The organism is Phytomonospora sp. NPDC050363 (assembly GCF_040655735.1).
Taxonomy (GTDB): domain Bacteria; phylum Actinomycetota; class Actinomycetes; order Mycobacteriales; family Micromonosporaceae; genus Phytomonospora.
Map to the genome: position 1 here is coordinate 1 of NZ_JBFAKK010000009.1, position 23,119 is coordinate 23,119.

General features: G+C 73.0%; 5 protein-coding genes. All 5 read right to left on the bottom strand.

The window, feature by feature from the left end; translation table 11 throughout:
• Nucleotides 1–1,271: 1,271 nt before the first annotated feature.
• Complete coding sequence (locus AB0I28_RS23840) at nt 1,272–13,217, bottom strand: amino acid adenylation domain-containing protein (protein WP_357496717.1); 11,946 nt, start codon at nt 13,215–13,217, stop codon at nt 1,272–1,274.
• A 91-nt stretch (nt 13,218–13,308) separates the two neighbouring features.
• On the bottom strand, nt 13,309–20,046 hold the full coding sequence (locus AB0I28_RS23845) for an amino acid adenylation domain-containing protein (protein WP_357496719.1): 6,738 nt from the start codon (nt 20,044–20,046) through the stop codon (nt 13,309–13,311).
• Nucleotides 20,043–20,873, bottom strand: a complete 831-nt coding sequence (locus AB0I28_RS23850; RefSeq protein ID WP_357496721.1) for a CPBP family intramembrane glutamic endopeptidase — start codon at nt 20,871–20,873, stop codon at nt 20,043–20,045. Before AB0I28_RS23850 ends, AB0I28_RS23845 begins: the two co-directional genes overlap by 4 nt.
• Nucleotides 20,870–21,988: an ABC transporter permease gene (locus AB0I28_RS23855; protein ID WP_357496723.1), complete on the bottom strand. Its 1,119-nt coding sequence runs from the start codon at nt 21,986–21,988 to the stop codon at nt 20,870–20,872. Before AB0I28_RS23855 ends, AB0I28_RS23850 begins: the two co-directional genes overlap by 4 nt.
• Nucleotides 21,985–23,118 (bottom strand): ABC transporter permease, encoded by a 1,134-nt coding sequence (locus tag AB0I28_RS23860; RefSeq protein WP_357496725.1) that lies wholly within the window; start codon nt 23,116–23,118, stop codon nt 21,985–21,987. The genes AB0I28_RS23855 and AB0I28_RS23860 overlap by 4 nt, the downstream gene beginning before the upstream one ends.
• Nucleotide 23,119 lies beyond the last annotated feature (1 nt).

A 23,119-nucleotide genomic window follows, 5' to 3' on the forward strand; every position in this document is an offset into this window, starting at 1 on the left:
TGGGACGGAGTCCCAGCGGGGTCCGGGGCGGAGCTCCGGTGGGGGTGCGGGGGGCGAAGCCCCCGGCCGGGGGTTGACCTTGGGGCTGGGGGTTGAGGGTTGGGGTGGGGCGTGGGCTTGAGGCCGGGGCTGGGCTTAACGCCGGGGCTGGGCTTAACGCCGGGGTGGCTGCGGTGAGTAAGCCGGCTGCGGCAGGGTCCCCGGGCTGGGGTGACGCCTGCTGGTGGTGGCCCGGGGTGGCGTACGCCTGCTGGTGGTGGCCCGGGTGGGGTGACGCCCTGCTCACCCGGAGGCAGTGGCGGCGGGGCGGGACGCTGCGGCATAACCCCAGGGCTGGGGCTGGGGCTGGGGCTGCGCATGGTGGCCCGGGTGGGGTGACGCCTGATCACCCGGAGGCAGTGACGGAGGGCGGGGCCGGTTGCGGCAGGGTCCCCGGGCTGGGATGACGCCTGACTTCTGTGCTTGCTTGGTCGGAGGCTAACGAAACCTCCTGACAGGCATGGGATCGGGCTGCGGCACCTCCTCCGGTGCCGGGTCCCCGAACTAAGGTGACGCCTGAACTGACGGGTCCCCCGCGTGGTCTGCCGGGTACCCGGCGCGAAGCCACCGGCCCCCGCCCGGGGTCACGCCTGAACTGGCGGGTACCCCGCGCGAAGCCACCGGCCCCGGCCCGGGATGACGCCTGCACTGGCGGTACCCGGTACCCGGCGCGAAGCCGCCGGCCCCCGCCCGGGATGACGCCTGCCCGGCGGGTACCCCGCGTGGTCTGCCGGGTCCCCGGCGCGAAGCCGCCACCCCCGCCCTTTGGTGACGCCTGCATCGGCGCCGAACCGGGCCCGGCGCCCGCCGAAGACTTCGTAGGCTCCGCCCCCGTGACACAGCGAAGCGGCCTCCGCGCCGGCATCCAGGACGCACAACTCACCGGACGCGACCCGATCCTCGGCCGTGGCGTCCACTGGTACGGCTGGAAGTGGTGGTTCCGCGCCGACGCCGGCGGTGGACATTCCAGGCCAGTGGAGACCAGCCCGAACTCCTCGGCGCTCGCGACCCAGACAACCTCCTGCGCCCCCAGTCGGCCAAGGCCGACCACGACGCCGCCTGGGAGGTCGTGACGACCTGCGTCCAGGCCCGCACAGCCGACGAACTACCCGTGATCGGGCAGGCAGGACGGCAGCCATGCGCATGGCCGGCGAACACCGAGATCACCGACCCGGCGCTGACCCCCGAGGCCGAACACGCCGTCACCCGCCTCCGCGCAACTCGCCGACCCCTCACCCGAACAACGCGTTCAGCGCGTCCAAGTCCTCCCCACTCAGATCCGTGGCATCCGTGTCGGAGATGGTCTTGTGGCTCTCCCCCAGCGACAGGCAATGCCGCACGACAGCGACCAGATTCCGCCCGTAGCTCCCCGCCAGCGTCTCCCCCTCGACCGGGGACAACACATGAGAGTCACACGTCACCGTCACCACCAAACCCTCACCGCGGTGCAGCACGTTGATCCGCACCCCCGCGTGGAACCGGTTGTCAGGATGCGACGGCACCCCACCGGTCGCAAAACGGGTACTGCCGAAGCCACCCGTCCCCTCCCCGTCCTGCCGGCCGAGGTAGTTGAAGGTGATCGGCGCCTCGATGGCGGCGTACCCCCCTTCCCGCAGCCCGTAGCCGATGCCGTCATGCGGCACCGCCCGCAGCGTCTCCTTAACCCCGACGATGGCCGCGGCCGGATCGGTCCCGCAGCCCAGGACCACCGGGTACATGCTCGTAAACCAGCCGACGGTCCGGTCGACCGCGGGCAGCGACTCGTGACCGGTGCGGCCGTGGCGTTCCAGCCGCACGGCGACCCGGTCCTGCCCCGTCATCCCGCCGACGCTCATGGCCAGCGCCGCCAGCAGAAGGTCCTCCACGTCGGCGCTGTAGGCCGCGCCGGCGGGGCCGAGGAGGTCGGCGGTCGACGCCGGATCCAGCGTCGTCTCGCACACCGCGACCTCGCCGGGGACACCGCCGCTGCCGACAAGGCCCGCGACGGCGGCGGCGCGATCGACGGCGTCCCAGTAGGCGTTCTCCTCGGGGGTGACGGCGAGCGCGTCGAGCGCCCGGCCCCAGTCGCTCAGCGAGGCCGTCTTCTCCGGCAGCGCGATGGGCCGGTTCGACTGCGCCGCACGGATTCCCGCCAGCACGTCCTCGACGAGCACGAGCCAGGAGACGGCGTCGACGACGAGGTGGTGGGCGGCCAGGAACAGCCGCGACCCGGTCGGCGAGCTCACCAGCGCGGCCCGCAACAGCGGGCCGCGGTCGAGGTCCATCGACGCGTGCAGCCGGTCGGCGGCCCGCGCGACGGTGTCGTCGAGCCCGCCGGCGTCGGTGTCGTGGTGCTCGAAGCCGTAGGCGAGCTCCCCGGTGGAGCGGATGACCAGCGTCTCGTCGGCGACGGTGGCGCGCAGCGCGTCATGGTGCGCCCAGACCGCGTCGAGCACGGCCCGGACCTGCGCGGCCGAGGCGAAGCCGACGTCGACGACCATGTCCTGGTTGAAGTGCGCGGGCGCGGCGAGCCCCCAGCCGAAGAACTCCGCAAGGATCGGTGAGGCGCCCTCGACGCGGCCGGTGACCTCGCCCTGCTCGAACACGCTCACGGTCTTGCGCCCGACGCGGGGCGCCAGCTCGCGCGCGGTCATCGCGGCCATCACCGCGCCCACCGACACCTCGTACCCGGCCGCGCGCAGCCGCGACACGACGCGGATCGCCTTGATGGAGTCGCCGCCGAGCTCGAAGAACCCGTCGGTCGCGCCCACCGCCGCGAGGCCCAGCACGTCGGCGAAGGCCTCGCACACCGCGCTCTCGACCTCGTCGGCGGGCAGGGTGCGCTCGGTGTTCAGCGTCGGCGCGGGGAGGGCCGCCCGGTCGAGCTTTCCGTTGCGCGTCAACGGGATCTCGTCGATGGCCACGAAGTACGCCGGCACCATGTAGGCCGGCAGCCGCTCGGTGAGGAACGCGCGCACGTCGGGCTCACCGCCGGTGGCGACCACGTAGGCGGTGAGGGTGGCGGCGTGGTCGGGCCCGAGATCGGCGACCACGACGGTGTCGCGGACCTCGGGGTGGCTGCGGATCGCGGTCTCGATCTCGCCGACCTCGATGCGGTACCCGCGCACCTTCACCTGCGCGTCGTCCACGCGCCCCAGGAACTCCAGGTTCCCGTCGGGCAGCCAGCGGGCGCGGTCGCCCGTCCGGTAGAGCCGGCCCTCCCCGAAGGGGTTGGCGACGAAGCGTTCCGCGGTGAGTTCGGGCAGCCCGACATACCCGCTGGACAGGCCGTCGCCGGCGGCGCACAGCTCCCCGATCTCCCCGATGCCGCACAGGCGCTCGCCGTCCATGACATAGGCCCGGGTGTTCGACACCGGCCTGCCGATCGGGATCCGCGCGGGCGAGTCCGCGCCCGTGTCGAGCCAGCCGGTGGCCAGGACGGTCGTCTCGGTGGGCCCGAAGGCGTTGACGTAGCCGACACCCGCGCGGCGTGCCTTCTCCACGACGGCGAGGCTTGAGGCGCCGCCACCGGTGGTGACGATCCGCATCGGCAGCCCCTCGCACTGGAGGTAGTACTGCGGCGGGAGGAGCCCGAGGGTGACGCCCTGCCGGCGGGCCTCGCGCACCAGCAGGTCGGCGTCGTGGACGACGTCCTGGTCGACGATGAGCAGGCTCGCGCCGTTGAGCAGGGAGAGGCCGATCTCCCAGACGGCGGCGTCGAAGGTGAGGTTGGAGAACTGGAGGACCCGGTCGGCGGGGACGACGCCGTAGGTCTCGCGGAGGTAGGCGCGCAGGTTGGCGACGCCCCGGTGGGACAGCATCACGCCCTTGGGCGCACCGGTCGTGCCGGAGGTGTAGATGCAGTAGGCGGGGTCCTGCGGCGACGGCAGGCGGTCGGTGCGGATCTCGGCCGCACCGCGCAGCGACGCGAGGTCGCGGACGGCGTACCCGTCGAGCATCCCCCCGAGGGAGGCGACGATCTCGTCGGCGCGCGGACCGTAGGTCAAGACCGCGCGCATCGAGCCGTCCGACACGATCCGGCGGATCCGCTCGGCCGGTGAGCCCACGTCGAGGGGGACGTAGAAGCAGCCGGCGAGCATGGTGCCGAGGATGCCGACGATGAGATCGAAGCTGCGCTCGCCGAGGATCCCGACGCCGGCGCCCCGGGGGACTCCGTCCTCGGCGAGGGCCCCGGCGACCTTCGCCGCCGCTTCGGCCAGCTCCCGGTAGGTCATCGTCTCCTCGCGCCACACGAGGGCCGTGCGGTCGGGGTGCTCCCGCACCCCGTCGAGGAACGCGCTGACGGCCGTCATGTCCGCCGGGTAAGGCAGGGTGGTCCGGTTGAACTCCTCGACGACCGTCGCGGTCTCGCCCGGCAGCAGCGTCGACACCTCACCGAGCGGCGCGGCGGTGTTGCCGGCGAACTGTTCGAGGACGTGCAGGACCCGCGCGAGGACGCGCTCGGCGTCGGCCGGTGCCAGCACGGCGCGGTCGTGGAGCACGCTGAACGACAGCTCCTCGCCCTCCTGCTGGGCGACGAGGTTCAACGCGTAGCCGGTCTCCTCCTCGCGAGCCCGCTCGAAGGTGAGGCCACCGCCGTCGAGCACGCCCTCCTCGACGTGGAAGTTCTCGAAGGCGAACAGGCACTGGACGAGGTTCTCGACGCCGGCGAGGGACTGGATGCGCGCGAGGGAGCCGTGATCGTGCTCGGCCGAGGCGGCGGCCTGGTCGCGGACGGCTTCGACCAGGTCGGCGACGGTGCCGTCGGCGGGAATCTGGACGCGGACGGGGATGGTGTTGATGAACAGGCCGACGGTCTTGTCGATGCCCGGCAGCGGCGCGTCGCGGCCGGAGACGACCTTCCCGAACACCACATCGGGTTCGCCGACAGCGCGTGAGAGCACGATGCCCCAGGCGGCCTCGGCGGCGTGGGCCAAGGTCACCCCGCGAGCGGCGAACACGTCGGTCAGCCGCCGTGCGAGCGCGCCGTCGCTGGAGGCGAGGACCCGGCCGACGCCGGTCCCACCGCCGGAGCCGGAGACGGCGGCGGTCGAGTCGTACTCGTCGAGGAGCCGCGACCAGTAGCGGTCGGTCTCATCGGAGTCGCGGTCGGCGAGGTGCCGGACGTAGGCGGCGTACGAGGGCGTCTCGGTGCGCTCAGCCGGCGAGGTGCCGCCGACGGCGGCGCGGTAGTGACCGAGGAAGTCACCGAACAATGTGGACAGTGACCAGCCGTCGAGCACGATGTGATGGTAGGTCCACACCAGACGGAGCACCTGCCGCTCGTCCTCGGTGGTGCGGATCGCGGTGACACGAAGAAGCGGGTCGCGGGCCAGGTCGAAGCCGCGTGCGACGTCCTCGGCCAGCAGCCGCTCGATCGCCGCGCGGGCCTCGGCCTCACCGACGCCGGACAGGTCGACGACGGCGAATCCGGGTTCCCGGTTCGGCAGCACGACCTGGCGCGGCCGGGCGAGATCCTGGGACGGGAACGCCGTCCTGAGCACGGCGTGGTCGGCCGTCGAGGTCCGCAGTGCCGTCGCGACGGCCCCGAGGTCGAAGGGTCCGGACTCGTCGCCGGCGAAGAAGACCTGTTGGACGATGTACGCGCCGCTCTCCGGGTCCTCAAGGCCGTGGAAGAGCATCCCCTCCTGCAAGGGCGTCAGATCGGCGATGTCGGCGTGCCCGGGGTGCAGCGACTCGATGCGGGCGAGGTCCTCGCGGCTCAGGGGCACGGCGACCGAGTAGTCGGAGGGCGTCCTGCGCCGCGTGGTCTGGCCGAGGCAGTGGCCGACCACGGTGGTGAGGTCGTCAAGGTAGCGGTCGGCGAGGCGGGTCAGTTCGGCCCCGGTGAGCACGCCCGGATCCGCGGAGAAGGTGACGGCCAGCCGCTCGTCGCGGACCAGCGCGTTGATCCGCACGCCCTTCGGGAGCCGGTTGTCCGGGTGGGTCGGAGTGCCCGTCCGGGAGAACACGGTCGCGCCGAAACCACCCGGTGCGGTGTCCTGGCGGGCGAGGTAGTTGAAGGTGATCGAGGCGTCCACGGCCGCGTAGCCGCCAGGGCGCAGGCCGTAGCCGAAGCCCTCGTGCGGAACCGCGCGCAGCGTCTCCTTGGTGGCCACGACCGCCTCGCCCGGGTCGGTGCCGGCCGCGAGGACGACCGGGAACATGGTGGTGAACCAGCCGACCGTGCGGTCGGCCGCCGGCAGCGACGCGTGCCCCGACCTGCCGTGGCGTTCCAGGCGCACGGCGATCCGGTCCTGCCCGGTCAGGTCCGCGACGGTCATCGCCAGGCCCGCGAGCAGGAGGTCCTCGACGTCGGCGTGGTAGGCCGCGCCGGCCCCGCTCAGCAGGCCGGCGGTGACCTCGCGGTCGAGGACGACCTCGCGCTCACCTCCGCCCGCGTCAGCCCCACCGGTGCGCAGGGCAGCGCCGGCGCAGGCACGGTCGACCCGGTCCCAGTACTCCCCTTCGCGGGGAACGAGAGTCGGCGCGAGCGCCGCGGCGGCCTTCGTCCAGTCGGTGAGGGCGGCGGTCTTCTCGGGCGGTGCGAACTTCCGGCCGGCCTGTGCCGCGCGGATGCCGGAGAGGGTGTCCTCGACGATGATCTGCCAGGACACGGCGTCGACGACGAGGTGGTGCGCGGCGAGGAACAGGCGGGAGCCGTGCGGCGCGGTCACCAGCCCGGCCCGCAAGAGCGGGCCGTTTTCGAGGTCCATCGAGGCGTGGAGCTCGTCGGCGAGCGCCGTGACGGCGTGGTCGAGTTCGCCGGCGTCGAGACCGGTGGCGTCGCGGTGTTCGAAGCGGTAGCGGAGGTCCTCGGCGGAGCGGATGTGCAAAGCCCGGTCGGTGACGACGGCGCGCAGCGCGTCGTGGTGGCTCCAGACGGCGTCGAGGGCGGTGCGGACGTGGGCGGCCGTGGCGGTGCCGACGTCGACGAGGACGTCCTGGTTGAAGTGGGCGGGCGCGGTGAGGTTCCAGGCGAAGAACTCCTCGACGATCGGGGAGGCTCCGCCGACGGGTCCGGTGACCTCGCCCTGCTCGAAGGCGCTGGTGCTCTTGGGCACGACGCGGCGCGCGACCTCCCGGGCGGTCATGCCGGCCATGACGTCGCCGACCTTCGCCTCGAACCCTGCGGCCCGGATCCCCGAGACGACGCGGATCGCCTTGATGGAGTCGCCGCCCAGCTCGAAGAAGGAGTCGAGCGCGCCGACCGCCTCGACGCCGAGGACCCGCGCGAAGACGGCGCACACCGCCTCCTCGGTCTCGTCGGCGGCGGCGGTGAACTCCGTGCCGGAGCCGGCCGCAACGGGTGCGGGCAGCGCGCGGCGGTCGAGCTTTCCGTTGCGTGTCACGGGGATCGCGGGGATCTCGACGAGGTACGCCGGGACCATGTAGCCCGGCAGCCGCTCGGTGAGGAAGGTGCGCAGGCGCGCGAGGTCGAGGCCGGTGCCGGCGACGACGTAGGCGATCAGCGCGGCCGTGCGGTCGTCCTCCCGGTGGGCGAGGACGACGGTGTCGCCGATGCCGTCGAAGGCGCGGACGGCGGTCTCGACGTCGGCGAGTTCGACGCGGTAGCCCCGGATCTTGATCTGCTCGTCGTCGAGGCGGCCGAGGAACTCGACGGTGCCGTCGGCGAGCCAGCGGGCGCGGTCCCCGGTCCGGTAGATCGTGCCGGTCCCGTGCGGGGCGGCGACGAAGCGCCGGGCGGTCAGCTCGGGGAGCCCGAGGTATCCCAGGGAGAGCCCGTCCCCGCCCGTGCAGAGCTCGCCGGTCTCGCCGACGCCGCACAGGCGGTCGCCGTCGAGGACGAGGACCGTGGTGTTGGTGATGGGCCGTCCGAGGGGGACGGTCCGGGTGGGTACGCGCGGGAGGGGGTGGGTGGTGGTGAAGGTGGTGTTCTCCGTGGGGCCGTAGCCGTTGACGACGGTGATGTCGGGGACGGCGTCGTGGACGAGGCGCACGTGCCCGGCGCTGACGGCCTCCCCTCCGATGAGCAGCCGGTCGAGGCCGGTGAAGGCGTCGGGCGCGGTGACGGCGATGTGGTTGAACAGCGAGACGGTCAGCCACATGACGGTGGCGCCGTGCTCGGCGACCAGTGTGCCCAGGCGGCCGGGGCCGAGCAGATCGTCGCGGTCGGGGACGACGAGGGTTCCGCCGTTGAGCCACATGCCCCAGATCTCGAAGGTGGACGCGTCGAAGGCGAGGGATCCCGTCTGTACCAGCACATCCCGCTCGTTCAGGGGAAGGGCCTCGTTGCCGCACACCAGCCGCAGGACGGCGCGGTGCGGGATGAGGCTCCCTTTGGGACGGCCGGTCGTGCCGGAGGTGAACATGACGTAGGCGACGTCGTCGCCGCCGGGCACGCGCGGGAGAGCAGGCGGGTGTTCGCCCGCGGCGGCCTCCGCGACGTCGATGATCCGGGCGGCCGGCGCGACCTGGCGTGCGTAACTGGTCGCCCGCTCCCCCGCGGTGACGATCACCGAGACGGCGGCGTCCTCGGCGATCAGGGCACCGCGCGAGGCGGGCGCGCCGATGTCGAGCGGGACGTAGGCGGCCCCGGACAAGACGACGCCGAGCAGGCCGGTGAGCAGTCCCGCGCTCGGGTCGCCGGTCACGCCGACCACGTCTCCGACGCCCACGCCGGCGCGGTGGAGGGCCCCGGCGATCCGGCCGGCGCGGTCGGCGAGTTCGCGGTAGCGGATCCGTTCGCCGCCGCTGACGAGCGCGACCCGGTCGGGGTGGGTGGCGGCCGTGCGCGCGAACTGCTCGCCGATCCAGCCGTCGCGGGGGTAGTCGGCGCGGGTGCCGCCGAAGGTCTCCAGGACCAGGCCGGCCTCACCGGGCAGGAGCGTGGAGACCTCGCCGACAGTTCCGCCGCCGGTGGCGAACTGTTCGAGGACGACCGCGAGGCGGGCCATGGCGCGCTCGGCGTCCGCCGCGCACAGCTGGGCCTTGTCGTGGAGGGCGACGAACTCCAGTTCGTCGCCGATCCGCTGGACCGTGACGGTCAGCGGGTAGTTCGTCGCCTCCTCGGCCCGCTCGAACTCCAGGCCCGCACCGTCGAGGGCGCCCTCGTCGACGTGGTAGTTCTCGAAGGCGAACAGGGACCCGACGAGCCCTTCGACGCCGGAGAGGGACTGGATGCGGGCGAGGGAGCCGTGGTCGTGCTCGGCCGAGGCGACGGCCTGGTCGCGGACCGCGTCGAGGAGTCCCGCGACGGACGTGCCGGCGGTCACCCGGATGCGGACGGGGATGGTGTTGATGAACAGGCCGACCGTCTTGTCCACCCCGGGCAGGGGCACGTCGCGGCCGGAGACGACCTTCCCGAACACCACGTCCGGTGAGCCGCACGCCCGTGACAGCACCAGTCCCCAGGCGGCCTCGGCGGCGTGGGCCAGGGTGACGCCCCGGGAGGCGAAGGCGTCGGTCAGCCGGCGTGCCAGCCCGCTGTCGCTCGACCGCGCGAGCCTGCCGACTCCGCTGTCGCCGGGGGTCTCGCCGTTGGCGGCGGTGGGAACGGCGGCGGCGGTCTCGTAGCCGTCGAGGAGCCGCGACCAGTAGCGGTCGAACTCCTCGGTCCCGCGATCGGTGGCCCAGCGCACGAAGGACGCGTAGGTGGGGATCGGGCCGCCGTCGCGCTCACCGGGGGGCAGGGGCCGGCCCGGGTCGCCCAGCGCGGTGTAGATCTGGCTGAACCGGCGGCACAGCTCGGCGAGGCTCCAGCCGTCGAGAAGGATGTGGTGGTGGGTGAAGACCAACCGGGTGGTCTCACCGGCGGTGAAGGCGTCGCAGCGGAACAGCGGCCCACGGCGCAGGTCGAAGGGGCGCTCGTGCTGCCGGGCCGACCGCAGGCGCACGGCCTCCTGTCGCTCCGCGGTGGACAGTCCGCTCTGGTCGAAGTGGTGGAACTCGATGCCCTGACCGGCCAGGACCAGCTGGTGGGGCGCGGTCAGCTCCTCCCAGGCGAAGACCGTGCGCAGGGTGGGGGTCAGACGCGCCAGCTCGGCCATCGCCCGCGCCAGGCGGCCGGGTTCGGCGGCCACGGGGAAGGAGTACTCCACCTGAACGACGTGGTCGGAGTCCGCCTCGCGCAGGTACTCGTAGAGCAGGCCCTCCTGTAGCGGCGACAGCGGACAGACCGACTCCACCCCGGCGTCCTCGCCGTCAAGCAGCGCGTCGAGCTGGGCGACGGTCGTCCCCCGCAGGCCGAAGTCGGCGGGCACGGCCCTCAGGTTCGTACGCCGGGCCGGGTCGGCCGCCCAGCTCAGCAGGGACTCGCGCAGCTTCGCGCCGAAGGCCGCGGCCTCGGCCTCGGTGGCGAGGTCGGCGCGCAGTTCGACGTCGACGACGAACTCGCCGTCGACGAGCGCCGCGTCGACGCTCATCCTGTTCCGGTCCAGGTTGAGCGCCGAGGACGGCTCACCGTAAGGGTTGAGGCCGGCTCCGAGTCCGGACAGGTCCCCGAGGTAGTTGACCGTGCCGAGCGTCTCCGGCGGGCTCTCCAGCAGGAGACCGGCCGTCGTCCCGCTCGCCGGTACCAGCCGCAAGGTGTTGCGCACGGACCTGAGCAGCTCGGTGGCGTCCTCGTGGAACGGCAGCACCACCGGATAGGTGCTGGTGAACCAGCCGACCGTCGCCGACACGTCGAGCTCGCCCAAGCCGGGCAGCTCGGAGCGGCCGTGCGACTCCATCGTCAGCGGCACCCGGCCGAGGTCCCACACGTCGTGCGCGGCCGCGACGACGGCGGCGACGAGCAGTTCCTGGACGTCGGCGTCGCGTTCGGACGCGCGGTCCCCGGCGAGCGCGGCGCCGGTCGCGCGGTCGAGGGCCAGGCGCTGCCTCCGGCGGCCGGTGCCGGCGCCCGGGACGGACGGCAGCGCGGGCACGGCGTCGGCGACCTGCGTCCAGTACGCGTGATCGCGCCGGGCCTGGGGGGTCTGGCCGAAGGCGTCGAGAGCGGTGGCCCAGTCGAGGAAGGAGGCGGACGTGGAGGGAGCGGGCGGGGGCGTGCCGGCGGCGAGCGCGTCGGTGATCGCGGCGATGTCGCGGGCGATGATGTGCCAGGACACGCCGTCGACGACGAGGTGGTGGATCGCCAGGAAGAGCGTGGTGCGCTGCGGCATGCGCACGACGGCGGCGCGGACGAGCGGGCCGTTCGCGAGGTCGCAGGCGGCGCTCAGGGCGGTGGCCCGGCGTGCTCGTTCGGCGACGGCGTCGTCCTCGCTGTGGCCGGTGAGGTCCCAGTCCTCCAGCACGGGCGGGGCGGCGTCGGCGAACGGGGGCACGACGAGACGGCCGTCGCGGACAGTGGCGGTGAGGATCCGGTGGCGTGCGGTCAGCTCGCGCAGCACCGCCGGGAGTTCGGCCCGGGAGCAGGAGCCGAGAGGCAGCTCGGCGGTCTGGTGGTGGTGGTTCGGGGCGCGGTAGTCCCGGCCGAAGAAGTCGGCGAGGACGGGCGTCGCGGTGACCTCGCCCTCCTGGATCCCCTGCTGCGCCGGCGTCGCGAGGGCTTCGACGTGCTTGGCCATCTCGGCGGGCGTGAGCGAGCCCATCACGTCGCGGACGCCGAGGCGGTGGCCCCGGCCGGCGAGCGCGGAGACGAGCAGGATCGCCTTGATCGAGTCGCCGCCGAGCAGGAAGAAGTTCGCGTCCATGCTCAGCGTGTCCAGCTTGAGCACTTCACGGATCGCGTCGTGGACGGCGGTCTCGGCCGGTGTCGCGGGCTCGACGACGCGCGTTTCGGCACGGGCGGGCAACGGCCGCTCGCGAAGCGCGGCACGGTCGAGCTTCCCGTTGGAGGTCAAGGGCAGGCTGTCCAGCCGGACGACGACGGCGGGCACCATGTAGTCGGGCAGGGCGGCCCGCAGCCGGGTGGCGACCTCGTCCTCGCCGACCTCGCCGGCGCAGGTGTAGAACGCGGCGAGGGAGTCGCCCCGGACGACCACGGCCGCCGACGTCACGCCGGGCACGGCCTCCATGGTCCGCGCGATCTCGTCGGGCTCGACGCGAAAGCCCCGGATCTTGACCTGCTCGTCGAGGCGGCCGAGGTGCTCGAAGGACCCGTCGGGCAGCGTCCGCCCGCGGTCACCGGTCCGGTAGAAGCGTCCCGAGCCCTCCCCGAAAGGGTCGACGATGAACTTGTCGGCGGTCAGCTCGGGCGCGCCGAGGTAGCCGCGGGCGACACCGGCGCCGCCGATCCAGATCTCTCCGGGCAGCCCCCTGCCGACCTGCCGTCCGTTGCGGACGATGCGCACGTCCGCGCCGGGGATCGGCGCGCCGATGGACATCCGCGCCGAACCCGGCTCGTGCCGGTGGCAGGTGGCGTCCACCGTCGCCTCGGTGGGGCCGTAGACGTTGTAGACGGTCGCGCCGGTCAGCGCCGCCGCCCGGTCGGCCGTCGCGACGTCCAGCGGCTCCCCGCCGACCAGGACGCACTTCAGCGCCGGGGCGTTCGCCTCCCACGCTCCGCAGAGCACGCCGAGATAGGTGGGGGTGCAGTCGATGGCGTCGACGTTCCAGGCGCGCAGGTCGGCGGCGAGCGCGGCGACGTCGTCGCGCTGGTCCTCCGTGATGACGCGCAGGTGGCGGCCGGTGGTGAGGGCGCCGAAGATCATCTTGATGGAGGCGTCGAAGGCGAAGGAGGCGACCAGCGCGACGGTGCGGACGTCCTCGATGGTCAGCAGGGGGTCCATGAAGTTGGCGCAGAGGTTGGCCAGCCCGGCGTCCTCGACGACGACGCCCTTCGGTGTTCCCGAGGTGCCCGAGGTGTAGATGCAGTAGACGGCGGAGTCCGGCGGCGGGTCGGGCAGCTCGCCGGCGTGGGCGCCCGGGACCGGGAGGGTCGTCAGGTCGAGGACCGGCAGGTCCGTCGGCAGGCGCCCGTCGCAGACGACGACGCAGCGTGGCGCGCAGTCGCCCAGGAGAAGGCCGAGGCGCTCCTCGGGGTTGTCCCGGCTGAGCGGCACGAACGCCGCGCCCAGCGCCAGGACCGCCAGTTCGGCGACGATCATGCGTTCGCTGCGGCGGGCGACCACGGCGACCCGGTCGCCCGGCTCGACGCCGAGCGCCGACAGGGAGGCGGCGGTCTCGGCGACGACGTCCCGGAGCTCGCGGTAGGTCAGCGTCCGGTCCGCACAGGAGAGGGCGGGCCGGTCGGCGTGATCGGTGGCGCGCTGGCCGAACATGGCGATGGTGCTCATCACGTCTCCGGGGTCATGCTGCGGGATTGGTCGGCGGTCTTAGGGCTTGTCTTGTGGGCACTGATCGACCAGACGAGCCCCAGGGCACGCCCTAGTCCAGGACAACGTCGGCGATCGGCGTGTCGAGGGCGCCGGGAAGTGCGGTGAGGATGTCGGCGAAGTGCGTCATCATCAGTTCGGCGGCGTCCCGGTCGAGTGCGCGAAGCGCGTACTCAAGCCCGAGCGCGTCGCCGGCGGGCGTGCTGGTGACGGTGAACTCGACGTCGAACTTCGCTTCGAGGCTCAGCGGACCGATGAGCCTCGCCGTGCGCTCACCGGCGCTGAACTCCTCGTGCGGCGAGCGGCGGTAGGCCAGCATCACGCGCACCAGGTCGCGGGCGGAGGGGTGTCCTTGCGCCGACAACGCCGTCAGCAGCTCGTCGAAGGGCAGTCCCTGGTGGGCGAAGGCCGCCAGGGTCGTCTCCCGCACCTGCCGCAGGAGCTCGCCGACGGTGGTGTCGTCGGCGGGGCGGACCCGCAAGGCCACGGTGTTCACGCCCATTCCGACTACTCCCGCGTGCTCGCCGAGCGTGCGGTTGTCGACCGGTGTGCCGATCACCAGGTCCTCCTCCATCGTGTACTTCTGGAGGAGGACGGCGAGGGCGGCGGTGTAGATCATGAACGGCGTCGCCTGTTCGGCGGCGGCGAGCCTGACGAGCGCGTCGCGGGTCTCGGTGGGCAGTTTCCGGCCGACGACGCCGAGCGCGGTCCGCTCGTCCCCGGTTCCCAGTGCCAGGTTCACCGGCTCGGGCGGCTCGGCGAACTCCTTGAGCCAGTGGGCGAGGTCGTCGGTGTGGTCGAGCGCGGCCAGGGAGCGGGCGAAGTCCGGGTAGGACGACGGCGGTGGAAGGGCCGCTCCGCTCAGGGATGCGGAGAGTTCGGTCAGGAAAACGTCGAGGCTCGCGCCGTCGAAGGCGATGTGGTGGGCGTCGACGAGCAGCGTGTCGCGGTCGGCGTCGGTGACCAGCGCCGCGCGCAGCAGCGGTGGCCGCTCCAGCCGGAAGGGCCGGGCGAAGGCACGAAGCCGCTCGACCGTGTCCCCGGCCGTGGGCGCCGTTTCGAGGTGGAAGGGCGCGTCGGGAACCGGGGTCTGCGCGAAGGAGCCGTCGCGCACGTCGTATCCACTGTGGACGGACTCGTGGCGGGCCACGAAGCCGGACAGGAAGGCTTCGAGGCGACCGCGGTCGATCCGCCCGTCGAAGGACACCGCGAACGGGACGTTGTTGACCAGGCTCTCCGGTCGTTGCCGGTAGGCGCTGTAGACGCGCACGGCGGCCGGCGGCATGGGCGCCGGCGAGGACGGCGACGACTCCGGCGGGGCCTCCTGCGGCACGGCCGCCGGCGTCCGGGAAGCGAGCACGGCACCGAGCGCCGCGGGTGTGGGTGCGGTCAGCACGTCGCGGAGCCCGATGTCGAAGCCCGCGTCCCGCAGCAGGCCGACCAGCCGCATCGCCTTGAGCGAGTCGCCGCCGTGTTCGTAGAAGTTGTCGTGCGGGCCCATCACCGCGCGCCCGCAGACCTCGGCGAAGGCCGAGCGCACGGCGTCGGGCTCCCCGGCGGGCTCGGGCGAGTGCGCCGCCGCCCGCTCCCGGGAGATCCGCTCCAGCGCCCGGCGGTCGACCTTCCCCGCCGAAGTGAGCGGAAGCGCGTCGAGGCGGCGGACCTCGGCGGGCACCGCGTAGGACGGCAGGCGCGCGGCCAGCGCACCCCGCAGGCCCTGTACATCCACAGTGGAGGGTGCGACGACGAAGGCGACGAGTTCCTTGGCGCCGGTCGTCGACTCGCGCGCGATCACCGCGGCCGAGGCCACCTCGGGAAGCTCGCCGAGCGCCGCGACGACCTCGTCGGGCTCGACCCGGAACCCGCGGATCTTCACCTGGTCGTCACCGCGGCCCAGGTAGTCGACCGTTCCGTCGTCGTTCCAGCGGACCAGGTCGCCCGAGCGATAGGCGAGCCCCGGTCCGTACGGGTCCGGCACGAATCGCTCGGCGGTCAGCTCGGGATCGTTGACATAGCCCAGCGCGACACCGTCCCCGGCGATCCACAACTCCCCCGGCAGGCCCACACCGCGACGGCCGTCGTCGCCGACCACGTACACGCGAGTCCTCGGCAGCGGCCGTCCAATGGGGATGGAGGTGAAGTCGCGCTCGATGCGATGGGTGGTGGCGAAGGTCGTCGTCTCCGTCGGCCCGTAACCGTTGATGAGCGTCGTGCGCGGATTGGCCGCGTAGAAGCGGCCGACGTGCTCGGGCGACAGGCGCTCGCCGCCGATGAGCAGTTCCGCCAGCGGCGCGAAGACGGTGGCGTCGCGCTCGACGTGCATGTTGAACAGCGAACTGGTCAGCCACATGTGGGTGACCCCGTGGCGGGCGATGGCCGCCCCGAGCAGCGCGGTGTCCAACTGCGTCTCGACCTCGCCGAGCACCAGCGTCGCGCCGTTGAGCCAAGCGCCCCACACCTCGAAGGTGGAGGCGTCGAAGTCGAGGGCACCGGTCTGCATGACCACGCTGCCGGGAGTGAGCGTCACGTAGTCGACGTCCTCGACGAGCCGGGTGACCGCGCGGTGCGGCACGACCACGCCCTTCGGCCGCCCGGTGGTCCCGGAGGTGTACATGACGTAGAGCGGATCCTCCGGCGATCCCGCGACAGGATCCACTGTGGACTCGACGGTGGCACCCGGGTCGATGACGACCGGCCCGCCCTCGCCGGCGCACAGCTCGCGCAGGCGGTCGTCGGCCACGACGGCCCGGGCACCGCTGCTCGACAGCAGGTACGACAGGCGCTCACCGGGCAGTTTCGGATCGAGCGGAACGTAGGCGCCGCCGGCCTTCACCACGCCGAGCAGCGCCACGAAGGCCTCGACGCTCTTCACCGCGGGGATCCCGACCGTCCAGCCGGGTTCCATGCCGGCGGCCAGCAGTGCACCGGCGACGCGGTCGGACTCGGCGTCGAGCCGCGCGTAGGTCAGCGTCACGTCGTCCCGGACCAGGGCCGGGCGCCCGGGATGGGCGGCAGCGACGGCACGGAACGACTCCTCCACCCGCGACCGGCTCGCCGTGCCGGGCCGCTCGTCGGCGGCGAACTCGCCGGGCAGGACCGCCGGGACCGCCCGCAGTTCGGCCGACGGGTCGGCGGTCATCGTCTCCAGCGCCCGCACGACGCGGCGCAGCATGAGCGTCATGTCCGCGCCGGCGAAGGCGCGGCCGTCGTAGAGGGCCGTCAGCGTGAGTTCCCCGGTCGCGTCGCCGGCCAGCAGGGTCAGCTCGAACCCCGTCTGCTCGCTCGAACCGGGCCGCAGCACCAGTCCCGCCGCGTGGGCGTGGGAGCGGGCCTCCGACGCGCTCTCGTAGAGGTAGAGGGACTGGAGGGCACCCGGCGCCAGGCCCCCGGCGCGCAGCACCTCGGTCAGCCGCCCGCGCGAGCGCGTGTACGACCCCAGCGACTGCCGGTACAGCAGATCCACCAGCTCGGCGACCGTCGTGCCAGCCTCGCAGCGCGCGCGCACCGGCACGGTGTTGATGACGAGCGCGGCGGTATCGGCCAGGCCGGGCACCGGCAGGTCGCGGCCGGTGACGACCTTGCCGTACACCACGTCCCGCGTTCCGGCGTACTGCTGTAGCGCCACCGCCCACGCGGCCTCGACCACGGCGCTGACGGTCACGGCCAGCCGCTCGGCGAGCCGCGACACCGCCGAGCCCAGCGCGGGTGCCACCGGCACGCTGACCGAGCCGATCGCGGTGCCGTCGGGGCGGCGGGATCGTCGCGGGGACTGGGAACCGGCGTCATCGAGCTCGGACAGCAGCGTCGACCAGTGCACGGCGTCGACCTCGCGGGCGGACCACGTCTGCGCGCGCACGGCGTCGCCGTAGCCGCGCACGAGCCGCTCGGCGTCCCCCGCCTCGGGCGAGATCCCGTCATGGGCGCGGACGAGGTCGCGGACGATCAGGTCCTGCGACCAGCCGTCCAGCAGGAGGTGGTGGTAGGTCACCACGAGGGCGCCCGCGCTCCCCCACGACACCCAGGTGACCCGCGCGAGGGGGCCGCCCTCGATCTCGAACGGGCGCACCCGGTCGGCGCGCAGGACGGCCGCCAGATCATCGGGACCGTCGGCGTCGAGCACGGTCAAAGGGACGGTCGCGCCGGCCAGGACGGCCTGCAGGAGCCGCCCGCCGGAGACCTCGACCATCCGGACCCGCAGCGCCGGATGGGCGGCGGTGACCGCGTCGAGAGCGGCTCGCAGCGTCTCCGGCGTGAAGCGGTCGCCACCCGTGTCGTAGCACTGCTGCACGATGAACGCGGTTCCATCGGCGTCCTGGGCGCAGCCGAAGGCGATCCCCTCCTGCATCGGCGTGACCGGCAGAACGGCTTCGACGGTGTGCGGCGCCGTCGCCTCCAGCACGTGCCGGCGTTCCTCGGCCGACAGGGCGGGCGCGGGCCTGCGCAGGTCCGGGCGCCAGGCCAGCGGCTCCCAGCCGTCGGCGCGCCACTCGTCGTCGCCGTCGGCGTCCTCGGCGGCCAGTTCCCGGGCGCACTCACCGATCGTGCGGCCGCCGAGCAGGCTCGCCAGGGCGAGTTCGCGTCCGTTGCGGCGCAGTTCGGCGACGACCAGGACGGCCGTGAGGGAGTCCCCGCCGACTTCGAGGAAGGTGTCGTCGGCGAGTACGGGGCCGACGCCGAGGACGCGGCCGACGGCGGCGGCGAGGAGTTCGGCGTCGGCGCCCGAGGGAGCCTCGCCGGTCTCGCGGGGGCGGCGCTCCACCAGGGCGGCCAGGGCCTTGCGGTCGAGTTTCCCGTTGGCGTTGCGGGGAAGCGCGTCGACGCGGGTGAAGGTGGAGGGCACCATGTGCGAGGGCACGTGCTCGGTCATCAGGGCGCGGGCGAAGTAGACGAGGGCCGGGTCGCCGGTCACCAGCAGGGCGTGCAGGGAGGCGGTCCCGTCGGCGGTGATGGCGCAGCAGGCGGCCTGCTCGACGCCGGGGAGGGCGGCCAGCGCCGTCTCCACGTCGCCGAGTTCGATGCGGTGGCCGCGGACCTTGACCTGGTCGTCGACACGGCCCAGGTAGTCCAGTTCGCCCGAGGGCAGCCAGCGGCCGATGTCGCCGGTGCGGTACATGGTGCCCTCACCGAAGGGGTCGGGCACGAACTTGCCGGCGTTCAGTTCGGGGCGGTTGAGGTAGCCCAGTCCGACGCCGGTGCCGGCGATGCAGATCTCGCCGGGGACGCCCACTCCGGTGACGGTGTGGCCCTCGGGGGTGAGCACGTGGACGCGCATGCCGTCGAGGGGGCGGCCGATGCTGATGCGGACGGCGTCGGACCCGACGCTCGTGCCGGTGGCGAAGACGCTCGCCTCGGTGGGGCCGTACAGGTTCTCCAGGCGCGCCCGGGATCCGCGCGCGGCGGTCGCCTGGTGGAAGCGGTGCGCGACGGCTAGGGGCAGGGCCTCGCCGACGGAGAACACGGTGGCGACGGAGTCGAGGGTCGGCCGCCCGGCGGTGAGTTCGAGGAAGGCGCCGATCACGCTGGGCACCATGCTCACCAGGGTGACGCGGTGGCGTTCGACGAGTTCGGCGAGGTTCTCGACGTCGCGGCCGCTGGGGGCGACGACGACGGTCATACCGGCGGCCACCGGGAGCAGGAGCTCGGAGACCGAGGCGTCGAAGGAGAAGCGGGTGTGGAACAAGACGGTGTCGGCCGGGGACAGCCCGATCCGGTCGACGAGGCCGAGGAGCAGGTTGGCGACGCCGGCGTGGGTGAGGACCGCGCCTTTGGGCTTACCGGTCGTGCCGGAGGTGTACATGACGTAGATCGGGTCCTCGGGCGCCGGTTCGGCGGCGGCGGGCCCGCCCGGGGCGGGGCCGTCGGCGGCGAGGTCGCGCAGCGGAAGCACCGGGAAAGGGCTTTCGAGGTCGTCGAGGTCGGTCACGACGGCCACCGGGGCCACGTCGCCGAGGATGTAGGCGCGCCGGTCCCGGGGCTCGCCGGGATCGACGGGCACGTAGGCGGCGCCGATCCGCATCGCGGCGAACAGGGCGAGCACGGTCGCCGCGCTCGGGTGGGCGCAGACGGCGACGCGGTCTCCGTGTCCGACTCCGGCGGCGCTCAGCCGCCGGCTCATGACATCGACGCGGGCGTCGGCCTCGGCGTAGGTGAGGCGGGTGTCGCCGTCGATCAGGAACGTGGCGGCCGGGTCGCGGCGCAGGGCGCGTCGCCAGAGTTCGACGACGGTCGTGCGCTCGTGCGCGGGCCGGCCGGGGGAGAAGCGGGTCAGGAGGGTGTCCCGCTCGGACGCCGGAACGGGGTCGGCGTCCGAGCGGGCGAGGTCGGGCCGCGTGGCGGTGAGTTCGGCGGCCCGCAGGATCCGGTCGAGGACGGCTGCGGCGAAGTCGATCCGGTCGCCGGCGCGCCCGGCGGCGACGGTGAGGCGGGCCTCGCCGTCGCCGAGGTGGAGGTCGACGCGGATTCCGCCCGGGGTGACCGGTTCGGCGTCGACGTCCCACACGGTCGACCACTCGGTGCGCTCGGTCGGCGCCGGGCCGAGGGCGCGCAGGCCCTCGGCGACCAGGGCGCGCAGGTCGCCGAGCGTGGTGGCCTCGGCGATGGGCAGGTCGAGGGCGTGCGTCCGGCCGTCGGCTCCGATGTGGACGGTCAGGGTCTGTGCGGACGCGACGCTTCCGGCGACGAGCGCGGTCGCGCTCAGCACGAGCTCGAGCAGCCGGTGCCGGCCGAGGCCGGCGATGAGGTGCGCGGGCAGGGGCCGGGACGAGGACGGGGCCTCGCCCGGCGCGCTCACGCCGCACCCCCGGACGAGCCGCGCACGCGACGGTCGGCGAACCACACCGCGACTACCGCCGAGACCAGGCCGAGCACGGCGGTGATGGTCGCCGCCGCGGTCGTCTCGACCGGCTCCATCGCCGCCCAGACGAGGACGCCGGCCACCGCGAGCGCGTAGTGCGCCAGGACCGAGGCCGCGACCGATCCGGTGCGCCACCGCAGGATCCCCGAGACGACGCCGAAGGCCGCGCCGAGGACGGCGAATGGCACCGAGGGCTGCACCATCGCGAACAGCACGGCCGGGACGGCGACCGCCACGGCCGCCGAGACGCCGGACGAGGCCATCCGCCCGGCGATGAAGCCGCGGAACAGCAGTTCGGCCGCCAAGGGATGCACGATGGCGGCGGCCACGAGGGCCGTGACCGGGACGGAGACGCTGGACAGGCCGCCGTCGGCGACGGGAGCGGCCACGACGAGCCATCCGGCGTCGACGCCGAGCAGCGGGCCGAAGGAGAGGAAGGCCAGTTGCAGCCCGAACATCGCCGCGACGACCGGCACCAGGACACCGCGGTCGGCGACGGCCTCCGACGCGCCCTGCCGCCCCCGCCACGCCGGCCAGAAGACGAGGATCACCACGGCGTCGACGAGGACCCACGCCCACAGGGCATGGGCGGGCGTCGCGCCGTCGAGGGCCTGCGAGAGCGCCGACCCGGAGACGTCGCTCCCCTGCCGATCGGCGGCGACGGCGAGCACGGTCCGGACGACGACCACGGCCGCCAGGTACCCCGCGGCCGCGAGGAGGGAGACGACGATCGCCGAGACGTCACGGCGTGCACCGAGCTTCAACGGACCCTCCGGGTTCGGATCGAGAAACCGAGGACCAGCACGACCGACACGCCCACGAGCAGCGCCAGCGGCGTGGCCAGCGCCCGGACACCGGCGCCGTTGACCGCGAGCTCACCGGCGTCGAGGTACCAGTGCGTCGGCAGGTACTCGCCGATGCGCTGGAGCGGCTCGGGCATGATCTCGCGCGGCCACAGGGCCCCGCCGATCATCAGCATCGGCACGTCGATCAGCGAGTTGATCGTCATCGCGGCGACCGCCGTCGGCGCGAAGCGGTAGACCATGACGCTCTTGGCGACGCAGAACAGCGCGAAGCACAAGGTCGCCGCGGCAACGCCGGCCCATTGCGCGACCGTCGACCCGTAGGTCACGCCGGTCATGACCGGCAGGACCGACATCACGGCCACCAGCTGCGTCGCGGCGATGACGCCCATGCTCGCGAAGTACTGGAAGAAGTAGCTGCGCTGCTTCAGCGGGGTGAGCCGGACGCGTTCGTAGATGCCGCGCTGGCGGTCCTCCAGCAGCAAGCCGGCCGCCGACCCCATCATCATCATGAGACCGAAGGCGAGATATCCGAGCGTGGCGATCGCCCGGCTGGCCTCCTCGGCGCTGCCCTGGGCGAAGTTGGTGTACTCCGCGTCGTACTTGCGCTCCAGGTAGTCCTGCAGTCCGGCGTCGAACAGCGCGTGGTCCCCGGCGGCGGCCTGCCCGACGGCGTTGACGCCGCTGAGGAAGGTGCCGATCCGGGCGCGCAGCGAGTCGGTCTGGTTGTTGTCGCCCCGCACGTGCACCTCGGCCGCCGGGGCGAGGCCGTCGACCACCGACTCGGTGTGCCCCTCGGGGAACACGATGAGCAGGTCGTACTCGGCGTCCAGCAGCGCGTTCTGCCAGCCCGCCGGGTCGGGCACGTCGACGATCTCGCTGTCGGCGGCGAAGGTGTCCACAAAGGAGCGGGTCAGGGCGGTCCCGTCGGCGTCGTGCACGCCGATGACCCACTTGGCCTGCTGGGAGCTCAAAACCACGATGCCGATGTTGAGGGCGATCGGGATCAGCAGCAGGTACACCCAGCTCGACTTCTTGGCGAACATGCGGCGCAGGTTGTTCCTGAGGATGGTCATGCCGTCTTCCTCCGGCTCGAAAGCACTCCGACGACGCCCACGACCAGCGTGAGCGCCCACAGGATGCCGATGTTGTTCCAGGTCACCCCGAGCCGGTCGCCGAACATCGCGCCGAACAGCGCGTCTCGCGCGTATAGGTTCGGCGAGATCAGTTCGGCGCCGCCGAAGCCGGTGGCGACGAAGCCGCCGCCGAGGAGCGTGAACCCGATGAGGCACATCTGGATCAGGCCGGTGGTCTTCTTCATGTCCTTGGTGACAAGCATGAACATCATGCCGAGCGCGATGGCGAACACGCCGAAGCTGAAGGCCACGAGCAGGAGCAGCGGGATCGCACCGCCCCAGTTCACCCCCATCAGCAGCCCGGTTATGAGCATGTACAGGCCGCCCTGGGCGAGTGTCACGAGGCTGAACGCGGCGAGCTTGCCGACGAACAGCTGCCACGTGCGCTGCGGCGCGAGCCTGGTGCGCGAGGCCATCGCGCCCATGTACTCCTCGCTGACGCCGAAGGAACCGAACTCCGCGCCGTAGAGCAGCAGGAACAGCAGCATCCCGACGGCGTAGTAGGACAGCGCGGTCATCTCCCGCGTCTCGCTGACCGTCTCGACCTCGATGGACGAGGCCGTCAGCGCCTCGGCCCGCATCGACTCGCCGAGCGCGTCGACCGCCCAGGCGGCGTTGGCGCCGTAGTTGAAGCCGTCGACGACCGCGCGCACGACGATGTAGTTGATGCCGGAGTACTTCTCGCTGTACACGTGCACCGTGGCGTGGCCGCCGGCCGACTCAAGGCCCTGGCTGTAGTCGCCGGTGACGTGCAGCAGGGCGCCGAGTTCACCGTCGGCGACCTTCTGGCGGCCGTCGTCGAAGCTGTCGACCGCCTCGAAGGTCGCCACCTCGGCGAAGGCCGGTGTCGAGCTCAGCTGCTGGAAGTACTGGGCACCGGCGGCACCGGCGTCCTCGGAGAGGTAGCCGATCTCGACCTTGTCGAAGTCCTCCTGCTGGAACTGCGAGCTGAACGCCGTGCCCAGGATGAAGGTGATGCCGAGGAACATGGCGAGCCGGACCAGCAGGCTGCGCTTGTCCGCCCATGCTTTGAGCAGCGCCATGCGAAAGTGCGTCACGAGATTGCGCATG